The following is a 15,397-nucleotide window of genomic DNA, read 5'->3' on the forward strand; positions in this document are numbered from 1 at the left end:
GCGTGGGCGTGGCCCTGGCTGCCGTATCCGATCACCGCGACCTTGCGGCCCTGGATGATGGACAGGTCGGCATCGTCGTCGTAGAACAGCTCGGCCACTGGGTTTCTCCTTGGTGTGCAGGTGTTGCGTCCCACCGTACGGCGGGGTGCGTCAGATACGTTTTCGGGTCTCGCCATACGAGCGGCGAGGCGGCGGGTCCTACGCCGTACGGTCGAGGGCGCGCAGCGAACGGTCGGTGATCGAGCGCGCGCCGCGCCCTATGGCGATGGTGCCGGACTGGACCAGCTCCTTGATGCCGTACTGCTCCAGCATCTTGAGCATGGCCTCCAGCTTGTCGGCGCCGCCGGTCGCCTCGATCGTGACGGCCTCCGGGGAGACGTCCACGGTCTTGGCGCGGAACAGCTGGACGATCTCGACGATCTGGGAGCGGGTCTCGTTGTCGGCGCGGACCTTCACCAGGACGAGCTCCCGCTGGATCGCAGCGGACGGCTCGAGTTCGACGATCTTCAGGACGTTGACCAGCTTGTTGAGCTGCTTGGTGACCTGCTCCAGGGGCAGGTCCTCGACACTCACGACGATGGTGATGCGGGAGATGTCGGGGTGTTCGGTGGTGCCGACCGCGAGCGAGTCGATGTTGAAGCCGCGGCGGGAGAACAGGGCGGTGATCCGGGCGAGGACACCGGGCTTGTTCTCGACCAGGACGGAGAGCGTGTGCTTGGTGGACATGGAGTCGGTCTCTCTCTGTCTCTCAGTCGTCTTCGTTGTCGCCGAAGTCGGGACGGACCCCGCGGGCGGCCATGACCTCGTCGTTGGAGGTGCCGGCGGCGACCATCGGCCACACCATCGCGTCCTCGTGGACGATGAAGTCCACCACGACGGGGCGGTCGTTGATGGAGTTGGCCTCTTCGATGACCTTGTCCAGGTCGGCCGGGTCCTCGCAGCGGATCGCGTAGCAGCCCATGGCCTCGGACAGCTTGACGAAGTCCGGGACGCGGGTGCCCTTCGCCGGGACGCCCTCGGTGTCCGCGCCGGAGTGCAGCACCGTGTTGGAGTACCGCTGGTTGTAGAACAGGGTCTGCCACTGGCGGACCATCCCGAGCGCGCCGTTGTTGATGATCGCGACCTTGATCGGGATGTTGTTGAGCGCGCAGGTGGTGAGTTCCTGGTTGGTCATCTGGAAGCAGCCGTCGCCGTCGATCGCCCAGACGGTGCGGTCCGGCATGCCGGCCTTGGCGCCCATCGCGGCCGGGACCGCGTAGCCCATCGTTCCGGCGCCGCCGGAGTTCAGCCAGGTGGCGGGCTGCTCGTACTGGATGAAGTGCGAGGCCCACATCTGGTGCTGGCCGACGCCCGCCGCGAAGATCGTGCCCTCGGGGGCGAGCCGGCCGATCCGCTGGATGACCTGCTGCGGCGACAGGCTGCCGTCATCGGGCAGGTCGTAGCCGAGCGGGTAGGTGTCGCGCCAGCGGTTGAGGTCCTTCCACCAGGCCTCATAGTCGCCCACGTGGCCGTCGGTGTGCTCCGCCTGGACTGCCTGGACCAGGTCGGCCAGGACCTCGCGGGCGTCGCCGACGATCGGCACGTCGGCGACCCGGTTCTTGCCGATCTCCGCCGGGTCGATGTCGGCGTGGACGACCTTGGCGTACGGGGCGAAGCTGTCCAGCTTGCCGGTGACGCGGTCGTCGAAGCGGGCTCCGAGGGCGACGATCAGGTCGGCCTTCTGCAGCGCGGTGACGGCGGTGACCGCACCGTGCATGCCCGGCATTCCGACGTGCAGCGGGTGGCTGTCGGGGAATGCGCCGAGCGCCATCAGTGTGGTGGTGACGGGCGCTCCGGTGAGCTCTGCGAGGACCTTCAGTTCGGCGGTGGCCCCCGCCTTGATGACGCCGCCGCCGACGTACAGCACCGGGCGCCTGGCCTGGGTGATCAGCTTGGCGGCCTCGCGGATCTGTTTGGCGTGCGGCTTGGTGACCGGGCGGTAGCCGGGCAGGTCCTGGGTCGGCGGCCAGCTGAACGTGGTCCGTGCCTGGAGCGCGTCCTTGGCGATGTCGACGAGGACGGGGCCCGGACGGCCGGTGGAGGCGATGTGGAAGGCCTCGGCGATCGTGTGCGGGATGTCCTCGGCCTTGGTGACCAGGAAGTTGTGCTTGGTGACCGGCATGGTGATGCCGCAGATGTCGGCTTCCTGGAAGGCGTCCGTCCCGATCGCCTTGGAGGCCACCTGGCCGGTGATCGCGACCAGCGGGACGGAGTCCATGTGGGCGTCGGCGATCGGGGTGACCAGGTTGGTGGCGCCGGGGCCGGAGGTCGCCATGCAGACGCCGACCTTGCCGGTGGCCTGTGCGTAGCCGGTGGCCGCGTGTCCGGCGCCCTGCTCGTGGCGGACCAGCACGTGGCGGACCCGGGTGGAGTCCATCATCGGGTCGTACGCCGGAAGGATGGCGCCGCCGGGAATGCCGAATACCGTGTCGGCCCCCACCTCCTCAAGGGAGCGGATGAGGGACTGCGCGCCCGTGACGTGCTCAACGGTGGCGGGGGACGATCCGCCGCTACGGGCCCGCGGCTGGGGATGGTGGGCCCCGGTGGCCTGCTCGGTCATCGGCATTCTCTTCTCGAAGCTGAGGGTTTCTGCGGGTGTTTTGCAACAGTTTGCGTGGTGCCGGTGCAACAAAAAACCCCCCGTGCCGTGAGGCAAGCGAGGGGAGCGCGTCGGTGCGGTCTGCAGAGTGCCATCGTGGGACTCTGCTTCAGCCGACGCGCTTTCCAAGTACGAGAATTCGGGTGCGCATGGCAATGACCCTCTCTCCGACGCACTCGACGTGTCAAGTGGGTGGGATGGGCGTCTCAGCATGTGAGCCGCTGAGGAGTGGAATCGAGCCGCCTGTCAGGACGGGCTGGGCCATGGCGCTGCCGGGCACCGGGAACTCGCCGCGGGCCAGGGCGCGACGCAGCCGGTACTCGTCGAGCGGTCCGGAGAAGGCCATTCCCTGGCCGTGCGTACAGCCCATCGCGCGCAGCGCCAGGACCTGCTCCGGTACGTCGACCCCGTCGGCCACGGACTGCATGCCGAGGTCGCAGGCGATACGCAGCAGGCCGCTGGTGATCTTGTGCAGCCGGGCGGACTCCACCACGCCCTCGACGAGACCGCGGTCCAGTTTCAGTACGTCGATGGGGAGGCGTCGCAGGGCGTTGATCGCGGCGTAGCCGCTGCCGAAGCCGTCGAGCGCGATGCGGACGCCGATGCGGCGCAGGGCCACGAGACGCTGTTCCAGTTCCTCGAAGGAGATCCGGGGGTCGCTGTCGGCGACCTCGATCATCAGGGCTCCGGAGGGCAGGCCGTGCCGGGTGAGCAGTGCCTCCACGGAGCCGAACGGCGTGCCCTTGTCCAGGAGCCGGCGGGCGGAGAGGCGCACGGCGACGGAGACCGGGTGCCCGGCCCTGGCCCGGTCGGCGGCCTGCTCGACGGCCTCTTCGAGGAGCCAGCGGCCGAGCTCGGCGGTGCGGTCGCCGTCCTCGGCGACGCGCAGGAACTCGGCCGGGGTGAACAGGATGCCCTGGGCGGAGCGCCAGCGGGCCTGGGCGGCGACGGCGGCGACCCGGCCGCTGGCGAGGTGCACGACCGGCTGGTGGAGCAGGGCGAACTCGCCGTCGCGCAGGGCGGTGCGCAGCCGGGCGGCCAGCTCGGAGCGGCGCACCACATCGGCCTGCATCTGCGGGGCGTACAGCTCGACGCGGTCCTTGCCGCCCGCCTTGGCGCGGTACATGGCGAGGTCCGCGTTGCGCATGAGGTCGCTGGGGGTGATGCCGGGTTCGGCGAAGGCGACCCCGATGGACGCGGCGACCCGGACCTCGCCGGTGCCGATCCGGTACGGCTGGGAGAGGGTGAGGCGCAGCCGGTCGGCGATCTCGTGGACCTGGCATTCCCGGGCGGGCTGGTCGCGGGTGCCGTCGCCGAGGATGATCGCCGCGAATTCGTCGCCGCCCAGGCGCGCGGCGGTGTCGCCGGCCCGGACGGATTCGTGGAGGCGGCGGGCGGCCTGAATGAGGAGCTCGTCGCCCGCCTGGTGGCCGAGGCGGTCGTTGACCGCCTTGAAGCCGTCGAGGTCGATGAAGAGCACGGCGGTGCCGGAGTCGCCGGAGCGGCGGCCGCCGAGGGCCTGGCGGACCCGTTTGGTGAACAGCGCCCGGTTGGGCAGGTCGGTGAGCGGGTCGTGCTCGGCGTTGTGCTGCAACTGGGCCTGGAGCCGGACCCGTTCGGTCACATCTCGGCTGTTGAGGATCAGCCCGCCCTGGTGGCGATTGACCGTGGATTCGACGTTGAGCCAGTCCCCCGTACCGGATCTGAACCGGCACTCGATCCGGGTGGTGGGCTCCTCGCCCGGCGGGGCGGCGAGGAACCGGCGCACTTCGTGGACCACCCGCCCCAGGTCGTCGGGGTGGATGATCGAGGACAGCTCGGCGCCGACCAGCTCGTCGGCCTCGCGCCCGTACACCCCGGCGGCGGCGGGGCTGACGTAGCGCAGCACACCGTTGGGGGCGGCGATCATGATGACGTCGCTGGAACCCTGGACCAGGGAGCGGAAGTGGTTCTCCTTCTGCGCCAGTTCCTGGGTGAGGGCGATGTTGTCGACGAGCATGATGCCCTGCCGTACGACGAGGGCGAGCGCCACCGTGCAGCCGGTGAGGACCACCACGCGGTCCACCCGGCGGCCCTCGACGGCGTTGTAGAGGATGCCGAGGGTGCAGACCGCGGCGGCGAGATAGGGCGTCAGCGCGGCCAGCGATCCGGCGATGGGGCGACTGGCGGGCTGTGTGCTCAGGGGCGGGAAAGCGTTGCCCGCGGCCCTGTTGGCGCCCCAGGGGGCGTACGCGAGGAGCAGCGAGCCGGCGAACCAGCCCGCGTCCAGCATCTGGCCGGAGTGGTAGGTCTGGCGCAGCAGCGGTGAGGTGAACAGGGCGTCGGACAGGACCGTCAGGGCGAGTGCGGCGACGGCGGTGTTCACCGCGGAGCGGTTGACGCTGGAGCGCCGGAAGTGCAGCGCCAGCACCATGGAGACCAGCACGATGTCGAGCAGCGGATAGGCCAGCGCCAGCGCCGCGCGGGCCACGCTCACGCCCTCGGCGTCCACCAGATGCGCGGTGTGCGCGAGGGCGAGACTCCAGGAGAGCGTGAGCAGCGAGCCGCCGATCAGCCAGGAGTCCAGCGCGAGACAGAGCCAGCCGGCTCTGGTGACCGGGCGCTTGGCAAGGACGAGCAGCCCGACGATGGCGGGCGGCGCGAAGCAGAGGAAGAAGACGTCGGCGAGCGAGGGGGTGGGCACCGGGAGCCCGAGCACCACCTCGTACCAGCCCCAGACGGCGTTGCCTGCGGAGGCCATGAACGAGGAGAGCGCGAACAGCAGCCAGGCGGGCCGGAACCCGCCGGAGCCGGCCCGTGCGTAGCGGAAGCAGGAGACGGCGGCGATCAGGGCCGCCGCGCTGAGCCCGAAATCCCCCATGAAGAAGGCCAGTTGCTGAGAACCCCAGCCGAGGGCCGCTCCCACGGCGTATCCGGCCCAGACGACGCCGAGCAGGATCTGCCAGACCAGCGCGGACGCGCCGCCCACGGCCGACCTCCGGGAGAGGAGGGCCCCGAGGGCATCGGCCGGCGCGCTCACCGGGGCGCCCCCGGTGTCGTCGGGTGCGCGCGCACCCGGCGTCCCGCCGGTCCCCGTCGGCTGCCCGGCGGTGTCGGATCGTGCACCCATCGGCCGTACATCGCCCGCCCCCTCGCGTGTCGCGTCCTCCCTGGCGCCGTCCCTTCCACGGCGCAGCGCCCCTTTCGGGACGATACACCAGACTCGTCACGCAGGGACATAGTTCCTCTACTCTCCGTGACGACCTGGGGGGTTGTCGGAACAGTGCGCGACCGGAGGCCTCCGCAGCGTGGTCAGCCGATGGTGCGTACCACGTTCTCCACCGGCTCCCCCGCGGCGAACCGGCTCAACTGCCCGGCCAGCAGCCGCTTGGCGCGCGGCAGGAAGGCCGACGTGCTGCCGCCCACATGAGGAGTGATCAGGACGTTCGGAGCATGCCAGAGGGGGTGGCCGGCGGGCAGCGGTTCCGGGTCGGTGACGTCGAGGGCGGCCCGCAGCCGGCCGGACTGGAGTTCGATCAGCAGCGCCTCGGTGTCGACGACGCCGCCCCGGGCGACGTTCACGAGCAGTGCCCCGTCCGCCATCGCGGCCAGGAATTTCGCGTCGGCCAGCCCCTGCGTGGACGGGTTCAGCGGGGTGGACAGCACCACGACATCGGCCTCGGGCAGCAGTGCGGAGAGGTCTTCGAGCGGGTGTACGGGGCCGCGTGCGGTTGCCCGTGCGGAGCGCGCGACGCGCACCACCCGCGCGCACTCGAAGGGCGCGAGCCGGTCCTCGATGGCGGAGCCGATCGAGCCGTACCCGACGATCAGCACGGACTTGTCGGCGAGCGCGGGATAGAAGCCGGACCGCCACTCCTCCTTGTCCTGGCCGTGCACGAAGCCGGGAACACCGCGCAGGGAGGCGAGGATCAGAGCCAGGGTGAGCTCCGCGGTGGACGCCTCGTGGACCCCCTTGGCGTTGCAGACCAGCGCCCCGTCCGGCAGGAGGCCGAGTGCGGGCTCGACGTGGTCGATGCCCGCGGAGAGCGTCTGCACGACCTGGATGGCCGGCATGCCTGCCAGCGGACGGACCGCGACCTCGGCGCCCTTCATGTACGGCACGACGTAATAGGCGCAGTCGGCAGGGTCGGCGGGATAGTCCGGTTCGCCGTCCCAGAGCCGGTAGTTGAGCCCCTCGGGGAGCCCCGGCACCTCGTCCGCCGGGAACGGCAGCCACACGTCGGGCGTCTTCGTCACGTCGGGAGTATTCGTCGAAGTCATGGTCAGGAGGCTAATCGCCGGAGGCCGTGCGAGGACGGGCGGGCGGCAGAGGTTACTTTGGGGTGTGGTGCGGTCCCGCGACGGCGGGGCATGGGCCCGGTTCGGCGGCGGGCCTGGGGAGGGTCGGGGAGTTGGAGCGCAGGAGTCTCGGTGCGGCGGCGCTCGCCGTGGGGGCGGTCGGTCTCGGCTGCATGCCGATGAGCTGGGCATACAGCGCCTCGCAGCAGCGCGGTGACCGTGCGTTGCGTACGGTGCACGCCGCGCTCGACGCGGGTGTCCAGCTGCTCGACACGGCCGACATGTACGGCCCGTTCACCAATGAGCTGCTGGTGGGGCGGGCATTGAAGGGCCGCAGGTCGGACGCGTTCGTCTCCACCAAGTGCGGACTGCTGGTGGGCGACCAGCACATCGTGGCCAACGGCCGTCCCGGCTACGTCCGGCGGGCCTGCGACGCCTCGTTGCGCCGGCTCCAGACCGATGTGATCGATCTGTACCAATTGCACCGGGCCGACCCCGAGGTGCCGGTCGAGGAGACCTGGGGCGCGATGGCGGAGCTGGTGACCGCCGGGAAGGTGCGGGCGCTCGGGCTCTGCGCGATCGGGGCGCGGGCCTCACGCCGGCCGGGGTCGCGGATGTACGACGAAACGATCCGTCAGCTGGACCGGGTGCAGCAGGTCTTCCCGGTGAGCGCGGTCCAGGCGGAGCTCTCGGTCTGGTCGCCCCAGGCGCTGGAGTCGTTGCTTCCGTGGTGTTCGGCACGGGGTGTGGGGCTGCTGGCGGCGATGCCGCTGGGGAGCGGCTATCTGACCGGCACGCTGACACCGGGGCAGGGCTTCGAGCCGGACGATCTGCGGGCCCGGCATCCCCGGTTCACGGCGGAGATGATGGCGGCGAACCAGCCGGTGGTGGTCGGCCTGCGGCGGATCGCCGAACGGCACGGGGCGAGTACCGCGCAGGTGGCGCTGGCCTGGGTGCTGCGGCAGGGGCCGCACGTGGTGCCGGTGCCGGGGACCAAGCGGGAGCGGTGGGCGGTGGAGAACGCGGGGGCGGCCGGGCTGAACCTGACCCCGCGGGACCTGGCGGAGATCGCCGCCCTGCCCGGTGCGCAGGGGTCGTGGGACTGAGACTGCCGGCCGGTCCGCGTTCCGCCCTCGTACGTGCGCGCCGGACGGCAGAATCGGCGGGCATCGGGAACCCCGGGGCGGGGCCGCGGTGTAAGAACAGTAGTCAGCTGGCCGTCGAAGGGATCGGTGCTGTGCGCGGTGTTCTGTTCGGATCTGTACGAGGCCCCGCCGGGCCGCGGGGCCTGGGCCGGGGCCTGCGCCGCGGGACGGTGGCCGTGCTGGCGGCCGGTTCGCTGGTGCTGACCGCGGGGTGTTCCTCGGGCGGCGGCTCCGGCGGCACGGCGGGCGTCGGGGGTACGCCATCGGCCTCCGGCTCCTCCCCCGTCGCCGCACGTCCCCCGGCCTCCCCGTCCGCCTCGCCCGACCTGCCGCCCGCCAAGGGATCGGTGAAGGTGGTGTCGACGCTCACCGAGGGACTGGAGTCGCCCTGGGGGCTGGCGCAGTTGCCCGGCGGCGATCTGCTGGTCTCCTCCCGTGACAAGGGCACGATCACCCGGATCGACGCGAAGACCGGCAGGAAGACCCTGCTGGGCGCGGTGCCCGGGGTGTCGCCCGCCGGTGAGGGCGGACTGCTGGGGATCGCGGTCTCCCCCACGTACGGCGCGGACCACATGGTGTACGCGTACTTCACGACCGAGTCCGACAACCGCATCGCCCGCATGCAGTACGACGAGAACGGCACGACGCCCGGCCGGCTGCTGGGCGCGCCCGACACGATCCTGCGCGGCATCCCCAAGGGGTCGGTCCACAACGGCGGGCGGATCGCCTTCGGCCCGGACCACATGCTGTACGCGGGCACCGGGGAGACGGGCGACGACGGCCTCGCGCAGGACAGGAAGTCGCTGGCCGGCAAGATCCTGCGGATGACCCCGGACGGGCAGCCGCTGCACGGCAACCCGGAGGCCGACTCCGTGGTGTATTCGTACGAGCACCGCAATGTGCAGGGGCTGGCCTGGGACGGGCAGAAGCAGCTGTGGGCGTCCGAGTTCGGCCAGGACACCCGGGACGAGCTGAACCGGATCGTGCCGGGTGGGAACTACGGCTGGCCGGAGGTCGAGGGCAAGGCGGGGAAGAAGGGTTTCATCGATCCCGTGGCACAGTGGAAGACGTCCGAGGCGTCCCCGAGCGGGATCGCCTTCGTCAAGGGTTCGATCTGGATGGCGGGCCTGCGCGGCAAGCGGCTCTGGCGGATCCCGCTGTCCGGCAATGACGCCGAGGAACCTCTGGCGGCCCCTCAGTCGTTCCTGGAGGGGAAGTACGGCCGTCTGCGCACCGTGCTCGCCGCAGGCGGCGACAAGCTCTGGCTCGTCACGAGCAATACGGACACCCGTGGCACCCCGAAGCCGGGAGACGACAGGATCCTGGTGCTGGCGGTGCGGTAGCGGCTACAGCAGGTGAAAGGGCGTGCGGCCGGTGTTCAACTTCTTCGAGGAACTCTTCGCACCCGGCCGCAAGCACGCCTCCGACGAACAGAAGCGGCTGGAGCTGACCCGGGTGGATCTCGGTGTCGGTGACCCGGGGCGCGGGCCGATAGACCTGGCCTCCGGGAAGGTGGTCGTCCGGGCCTCCGGCTCGGGCGGGAGCGCGAGTGCGAGTCCCGTCGCCGACCGGGCGGACCGGGCGGATTCGGCGGATCCGGGATCCGCTCAGGACACGGAGGCGGACGGGGACGGCGCGGGGTCCTGAGCGGGCGGCGTCCCGGTCCCCGTCAGATGTTGCCGCGGACCGGGTACAGGCGGAGCCGGTGGGCGAGGGCGGCCGCCTCGCCGCGGCTGGAGACGCCGAGCTTGGCGAGGATGCTGGAGACGTGCACGCTCGCCGTCTTGGGCGAGATGTAGAGCTGCTCGGCGATCCTGCGGTTGGTGTGGCCCTCGGCGACCAGCCGGTGCACGTCCTGTTCGCGCCGGGTCAGCCCGAAGGACTCCACCGCGGCGGCGGCCGCCTCGCGCAGCCGGTCCTCGACGCGCTCCGGGGACGGCTCGTCGTCGCCGGTGCCGTCGTGGTCCGGGACGGTGACCGCGGGCGGGAGTTCGGGGGTGGCACCGCGGTCCGGGGCGGCCAGGGTGATGCGGGCGCGGCCGGCCAGCAGTTCGACGGCCGTGGTCAGCGGCCGGGCGCCGAGCCGCACGGCGGTGCGGTGGGCCTCCCGCAGCAGCGTGGTGGCGGCGGGCCGGTCGCCCGAGGCGACGAGGAGTGCCTCGGCCCAGCGGTGCCGGATCCGGGCCAGCTCGTACGGGCGGTGCAGCGGCGCGAAGGCGGCGGCCGCGCGGGACCAGTGGGCGGGGGTGTCGATGCCCTCCGCCCTGGCCAGCTCGGCATCGACGAGGAGACCGTGGGCGGCCCAGACCGGGGCGAGCATCGGGAGCCGCTTCAGGTGGGCGCGGATGGCGGCCAGGATCGCCGGCCGGCCGGGGTCGGCGGCGGGCAGGCCCCTGGCGTCGGCCTCGGCCGCTGCGGCGACCTGGAGCAGCGGCAGCGCGTACCGCTGGGTGCCGGGCGGGAAGCCCTGCTCCGACCGGGCCTCGAACTCGGCCCGTGCCTCGGCGAGCCTGCCCTGCTGTGCGGCCAGGGCCATGGCGTGGCGTGCGGGGTCGATGATGTGCTGGGGCTGGGGGGCGAGGGAGCCGAAGCAGCGCCGGGTGAGGGCGAGTTGGTTCTCGGCCTCGGCCAGGTCGCCCTGTGCGAGGGCGAGTTCGGTGCGGCGGGAGGCCACCATTGCCCGGGCCGTGCCGGACCGGGCGGCGCGGGCCGCCGCGTCGGTGGTGGCCCGGCTCTCGTCCCAGTGCCCGAGGGAGAACAGCGAGGTCGCCCGGTTGCAGCGGACCCATGCCTCCATGTCCGCGATGCCGTGGCCGAGGCCGGTCGCGATGCCGTGGTCCGCGGCGGTCACGGCCTCCAGGGAGCGGCCCATGGATTCGAGGGTGGACGGGAGGTTGATCCCGGCCCGGCTCATGATGCCGACCATGTGCAGTTCGTCGGCGCGGTCGCGGACGGCGTACATCTCGGCGATGCCCTCGTCGACCCCGCCCGCCTCGGCGGTGAGCCGGCCGCGGGTGAGCCGGGCGTGCAGCTCGATGTACTCGTCGCCGACGAGCCTGGCGTACTCCACCGCCCGGTCGGTGGCGAGCAGCGTCTCGGCGCCGGGACGGTGCAGGGCGCCCCAGCCCGCCACGCTCATCAGGACGTCGGCGTGGACGGCGGACGGGGGCAGGCCGCGGACGAGTTCCTGGGCGGTGGCCAGTTCCTCGCGGCCGTCGCCCCGGGCGAGGTCCTGGACCAGCCGGGAGCGCTGGACCCAGAACCAGGCGGCGCGCAACGGGTCGTCCTCGCCCTCCAGTACCCGCATGGCCTTCTTGGCGACGGCCAGGGCGCGTTCGCGTTCCCCGCCGAACCGGGCGGCGACGGTGGCCTCGGCCATCAGATCGAGATAGCGCAGCGGGGTGGTGTCGGGGTCGCAGCCGCAGGCCGGGTAGCTCTCGGCGTAGTCGATGGGCCGCAGGGTGCGGCGCACGTCGTCGGGGGCGTCGTCCCACAGCTCCATCGCCCGTTCCAGCAGGCCGAGTTGTTCGGAGAAAGCGTAGCGGCGGCGGGCCTCGACGGAGGCCTTGAGCACGGCGGGCAGGGCCTTCGCGGCGTCGTGTGCGCCGTACCAGTAGCTGGCGAGGCGGGTGGCGCGCTCCCCGGCGCGGACGAGGGTGGGGTCGGCCTCCAGGGCCTGGGCGTAGCGCCGGTTGAGCCGGGAGCGTTCGCCGGGCAGCAGGTCGTCGCTGACGGCCTCGCGGACCAGGGAGTGCCGGAAACGGTAGCCGTTGCCCTCCGGGGTGGCGAGCAGCAGATTGGCGCCGACGGCCGCCCGCAGTGCCTCGATGAGTTCGTCCTCGGTCAGCCGGGCGACCGCGGCCAGCAGTTCGTACTCGACGGTCGAGCCGCCCTCGGCGACGATCCGGGCGATCTTCTGCGTGTCGTCGGGGAGCACTTCGACGCGTACGAGGAGGAGGTCGCGCAGCGAGTCGGTGAGCCGGGAGCGGTCGCCGCTCTCCAGGCTGCGGGCGAGTTCCTCGACGAAGAAGGCGTTGCCGTCGGAGCGTTCGAAGATCTCGTCGACGAGGGTGGCCTCGGGGGTGGCGGCGAGGATGCCGGTGAGCAGGCGGCGGACCTCGGCGCGGTTGAAGCGGGCGAGTTCGATCCGGTGCACCGTGCGCAGCCGGTCCAGTTCGGCGAGCAGGGGGCGCAGCGGGTGGCGGCGGTGGATGTCGTCGGAGCGGTAGGTGCCGATCACGACGAGGCGGCCGTCGCGCACGGTGCGGAAGAGGTAGGAGAGGAGGTGGCGGGTGGAGGTGTCGGCCCAGTGCAGGTCTTCGAGGACGAGGACGACGGGGCGACCGGCGGATACGTGTTCCAGGAGTCTCGCGGTGAGCTCGAAGAGCCGGGCGGTGCTGTGTTCGTCGGTCGCGTCCCGGTCGGCCTCGCCGAGCTCGGGGAGCAGCCGGGCCAGCTCGCCCTCCCGCCCGGCGCAGGCGGCGGCGACCTCGGCGGGCAGGGTGCGGCGAAGGGCCCTCAGCGCGGTGGAGAACGGGGCGTAGGGCAGGCCGTCGGCGCCGATCTCGACGCAGCCGCCGACCGCGACGACCGCGTCGCGGCGTACCGCCGCCGCGAGGAACTCCTCGACCAGCCGGGTCTTGCCGACCCCCGCCTCGCCGCCGATGAGCAGCGCCTGCGGTTCGCCCGGGGTGTCCGCCCCGTCCGGGCCGCCGCCGCCCTGCGCGCAGGCACGGCCGAGCGCGTCGACGAGCGAGGCGAACTCTTCCTCGCGGCCGACGAACACGGGGCTGACGGACCTGGTCTCCACGCCGCCGAGCATCGCATACGGGGCCGGGCGCGCAGGCCCCGGAGCCGGGCGGCCGGCCACCGCCGCGCCGGGCATCGATCCGGCAGGCACCGGCTCGCCGGTCACCGGCTCATCGGGCGTCGGGCATCGGGCGTCGGGCGTCGGGCATCGGGCATCGTCGCACGGCCTTCACGCGGCGTGGGCGAATCGCTTCTGGTCGGTGCTCACCGGCCCCCCGGCCTCCTTGCGCCCGGTGCGCCGGGCGGCCCTGCGGGCGTCCCGGCGGGCGCGAAGGGCCTCCCGGACGAGCCGGTCCCGCTCGGCCCGGCGGCGCAGTTCGGCGGCGTGCAGTTCGTGGAGCCGGTACGCGTGCATGTGCTTCTCCCTGGGGACGACGGCCCGTTCGGGCCGGGGGCGGCAGGGTTTCTCTGCCGTGCCCCGACTGTCGTCCCCCAGGGGGTGTCACCACATCGGGCAAGATCCGCATCTTTGTGGGGCGGAGTGCCCCAGGGTCTCTCGTCGGATGCCCTACAGAACGGTCCTCGGGCCGTCGTGCCTACTGGGCGGCGGTCGCGGTCGGCAGGGCGACGATGAGGTCGAAGTACATGCCTACGGAGATCAGCAGGCCGAGGACGCCGAGCACGATGCCGGCGGTCGCGACGGCGCGGACCCAGCCGGGCTGCGGTTGCGCGGAGGGTACGCCGAAGGCCGGTCGGACCAGGGCGAAGATGCCGACCAGCAGGGCCAGCAGCGCGAAGAGTCCGTTGACCAGGGCGGTGGAGTGCCAGGCGTCGCCGTAGATCTCGGAGATCTGCTGGGCCGCGGTGCCGCCGCCCGAGGTCTTGATCTGGCCGATCAGGGTCTCGCGCTCGGCGGCGACCTTGCCGGTCCAGGACCCGGTGAGTGCGACGACGCCGAGACCGGCCGCGACCACGGCAGCGGCGGCCGCCCCCAGGCCGGAGGGCTCCTTGGCCGATTCGTCGTCGAGGCCGTCCAGGTCCTCGTCCCCGTCCTCGTCCCCGTCCTCCGTGACCGCGTCCCCGGTGACCTTGTCCAGGTCGTACGAGGTGCCCTCGGCCGCGGCCTTCTTGGTCACGGCCTCCTCGGCACCGGATGCATCAGACGCATGGGGCACATCAGACGCATCAGACGCATCGGCTGCTGCGGATACTTCGGATGCTTCGGAGTCGGCGGGAGCGGTGGGGTTAGTGGGGGTCCTGGGGTTCATGTTGCGCACGCTAGGGGGCCCGTATGAGAACCCTCTTAACGAATGCCCCGCGCGACGGAGTCATGGGCGGGCCCCGGTCCCGGCGGACGTCCGCCGGGACCGGGGTCATTGCCGAGCCGTTGTCCTCCGTGTCAGCTCTTCGCCTCGAAGGAGTCCTGGAGCCGGGGTACGTAGTCGGCGAGGGCGGCCGCCCAGCAGCCGTAGTTGTGGCCGCCGTCGCAGCCGGCGGCCAGTGTCGACCCGTCGCCGTAGTCGACCAGGCGGCTGGGCAGCCCGAGCGTGTCCATGCGGGTCTTGACGTTCCTGGCGGCGATCGCGGTGAAGTGATCGATCACGTCGTTGTCGCCGGTGTAGAGCGTGACCTCGGCCCCGGCGAGCCCGGCCAGGTTGGCCGGGGCGGCGGGGTCGACCGCCTTCCAGATCCGGTCCGCGTTCAGGACCGGGTAGGGGGAGCCGAAGATCGCGTCGCTGTCGACGGTGGGACCGTAGCCGGTGCACCGGCCGGTGCCGGACGGGCTGGAGGTGCTCACGGCGCACCAGGCTCCCGTGACGTTGAGCTCCGTGGCCAGGACCGCTGCGCGGACCTCCAACATGCCGAAGTCGATGCCGCCGGACAGCGAGGCGACATGGCCGAAGAGATCGGGCCGGGCCTCGCCGTAGTGCAGGGCGCCGAAGCCGCCCATCGACAGGCCCACGACGGCCCGGTGGTCCTTGTCGGCGATGGTGCGCAGGTTCGCGTCGATGAAGGGGACGACCTGCTTCAGGTGGAAGGTCTCCCAGTTCGCCGCGCCCTCCGCGGTGTTCTGCATGAGCCAGTCGGCGTACCAGCCCTTCCGGCCGCCGTCCGGCACGACGGTGATCATCGAGTCCGAGCGCAGCGCCGGGGCGGCCGCGGCGTCGTCCGGGTTTCCGGGGCCGCCGTGCAGGAAGTACGCCACCGGCCAGCGCTTGCCGGGGTCGGTGCGGTAGCCGCTGGGCAGGAAGATGCGGATCCTGTGCGAGCCCGCCACCTGCGGGGTGGTCACGGTGATGGTGAAGTCGTGGTCCGAGTGCACCTCGGTGCCCCCGGCGACCTGGGTCAGGCCGAATCCGTCGGACAGCACCGGAGGGGCGGCGCCCTCGGCGTGCGCGAGCGGGGTCGCGAGGGTCGCGGTCATGGTCAGCGCGGCCGCGGCGACGGCCGTCCGCGTACGTGTCCGCCAGGCGGTCAGCAGCGTTTTCATCGGGTGTCCTCTCCGAGGGCGGGCGGCTCTCGCGGGTGAGTGGGGGCGGCGGTCCGGGGCCGGGCCGCGCGGGCCGGGTCGCGTCATCGACCCGGC

At 72.3% G+C, this 15,397-nt stretch carries 12 protein-coding genes; 3 read left to right on the forward strand and 9 right to left on the reverse strand.

Annotation, left to right across the window (positions count from 1 at the left end; all coding sequences use genetic code 11):
* The 5 genes from ABZ622_RS30870 to ABZ622_RS30890 all read right to left on the reverse strand — a co-directional run.
* On the reverse strand, positions 1-98 hold a 98-nt coding region (locus ABZ622_RS30870; RefSeq protein ID WP_318273256.1), incomplete at its 3' end, for a hypothetical protein.
* Positions 99-198: 100 nt separating this feature from the next.
* Entirely contained in the window at positions 199-726 is a 528-nt protein-coding gene (gene ilvN / locus ABZ622_RS30875; RefSeq protein WP_072486863.1) for an acetolactate synthase small subunit, read from the reverse strand.
* A gap of 22 nt (positions 727-748) precedes the next feature.
* Positions 749-2,605 carry an acetolactate synthase large subunit gene (locus ABZ622_RS30880; protein ID WP_360548781.1) on the reverse strand — a complete coding sequence of 619 codons (1,857 nt, stop codon included), beginning with the start codon at positions 2,603-2,605 and terminating at the stop codon, positions 749-751.
* A 217-nt stretch (positions 2,606-2,822) separates the two neighbouring features.
* A complete protein-coding gene (locus ABZ622_RS30885) occupies positions 2,823-5,657 on the reverse strand; it encodes an EAL domain-containing protein (RefSeq protein WP_360548888.1) in 2,835 nt (944 codons plus the stop codon).
* 272 nt (positions 5,658-5,929) lie between these two features.
* A complete protein-coding gene (locus ABZ622_RS30890) occupies positions 5,930-6,898 on the reverse strand; it encodes a 2-hydroxyacid dehydrogenase (RefSeq protein ID WP_360548783.1) in 969 nt (322 codons plus the stop codon).
* A 131-nt stretch (positions 6,899-7,029) separates the two neighbouring features.
* On the opposite strand from ABZ622_RS30890, the gene ABZ622_RS30895 reads away from it, so the two are divergent.
* The 3 genes from ABZ622_RS30895 to ABZ622_RS30905 all read left to right on the forward strand — a co-directional run bounded on the left by ABZ622_RS30895 (position 7,030) and on the right by ABZ622_RS30905 (position 9,708).
* Positions 7,030-8,022: an aldo/keto reductase gene (locus tag ABZ622_RS30895; RefSeq protein ID WP_360548785.1), complete on the forward strand. Its 993-nt coding sequence runs from the start codon at positions 7,030-7,032 to the stop codon at positions 8,020-8,022.
* A 209-nt stretch (positions 8,023-8,231) separates the two neighbouring features.
* Entirely contained in the window at positions 8,232-9,404 is a 1,173-nt protein-coding gene (locus ABZ622_RS30900) for a PQQ-dependent sugar dehydrogenase (RefSeq protein WP_360548890.1), read from the forward strand.
* 31 nt (positions 9,405-9,435) lie between these two features.
* On the forward strand, positions 9,436-9,708 hold the full coding sequence (locus ABZ622_RS30905; RefSeq protein WP_360548892.1) for a DUF6191 domain-containing protein: 273 nt from the start codon (positions 9,436-9,438) through the stop codon (positions 9,706-9,708).
* A 22-nt stretch (positions 9,709-9,730) separates the two neighbouring features.
* Here the strand turns inward: ABZ622_RS30905 and ABZ622_RS30910 are convergent, their stop codons facing one another.
* The 4 genes from ABZ622_RS30910 to ABZ622_RS30925 form a co-directional block, all read right to left on the reverse strand.
* Complete coding sequence (locus tag ABZ622_RS30910) at positions 9,731-12,883, reverse strand: AAA family ATPase (RefSeq protein ID WP_360548894.1); 3,153 nt, start codon at positions 12,881-12,883, stop codon at positions 9,731-9,733.
* A gap of 156 nt (positions 12,884-13,039) precedes the next feature.
* Positions 13,040-13,225: a hypothetical protein gene (locus tag ABZ622_RS30915; RefSeq protein WP_360548787.1), complete on the reverse strand. Its 186-nt coding sequence runs from the start codon at positions 13,223-13,225 to the stop codon at positions 13,040-13,042.
* Positions 13,226-13,406: 181 nt separating this feature from the next.
* On the reverse strand, positions 13,407-13,946 hold the full coding sequence (locus ABZ622_RS30920) for a hypothetical protein (protein WP_360548789.1): 540 nt from the start codon (positions 13,944-13,946) through the stop codon (positions 13,407-13,409).
* 263 nt (positions 13,947-14,209) lie between these two features.
* Positions 14,210-15,301 (reverse strand): alpha/beta fold hydrolase, encoded by a 1,092-nt coding sequence (locus ABZ622_RS30925; RefSeq protein ID WP_360548791.1) that lies wholly within the window; start codon positions 15,299-15,301, stop codon positions 14,210-14,212.
* Positions 15,302-15,397: the final 96 nt, after the last annotated feature.

The sequence above is a fragment of the Streptomyces sp. NPDC007164 genome (assembly GCF_040634135.1).
Taxonomy (GTDB): domain Bacteria; phylum Actinomycetota; class Actinomycetes; order Streptomycetales; family Streptomycetaceae; genus Streptomyces; species Streptomyces sanglieri.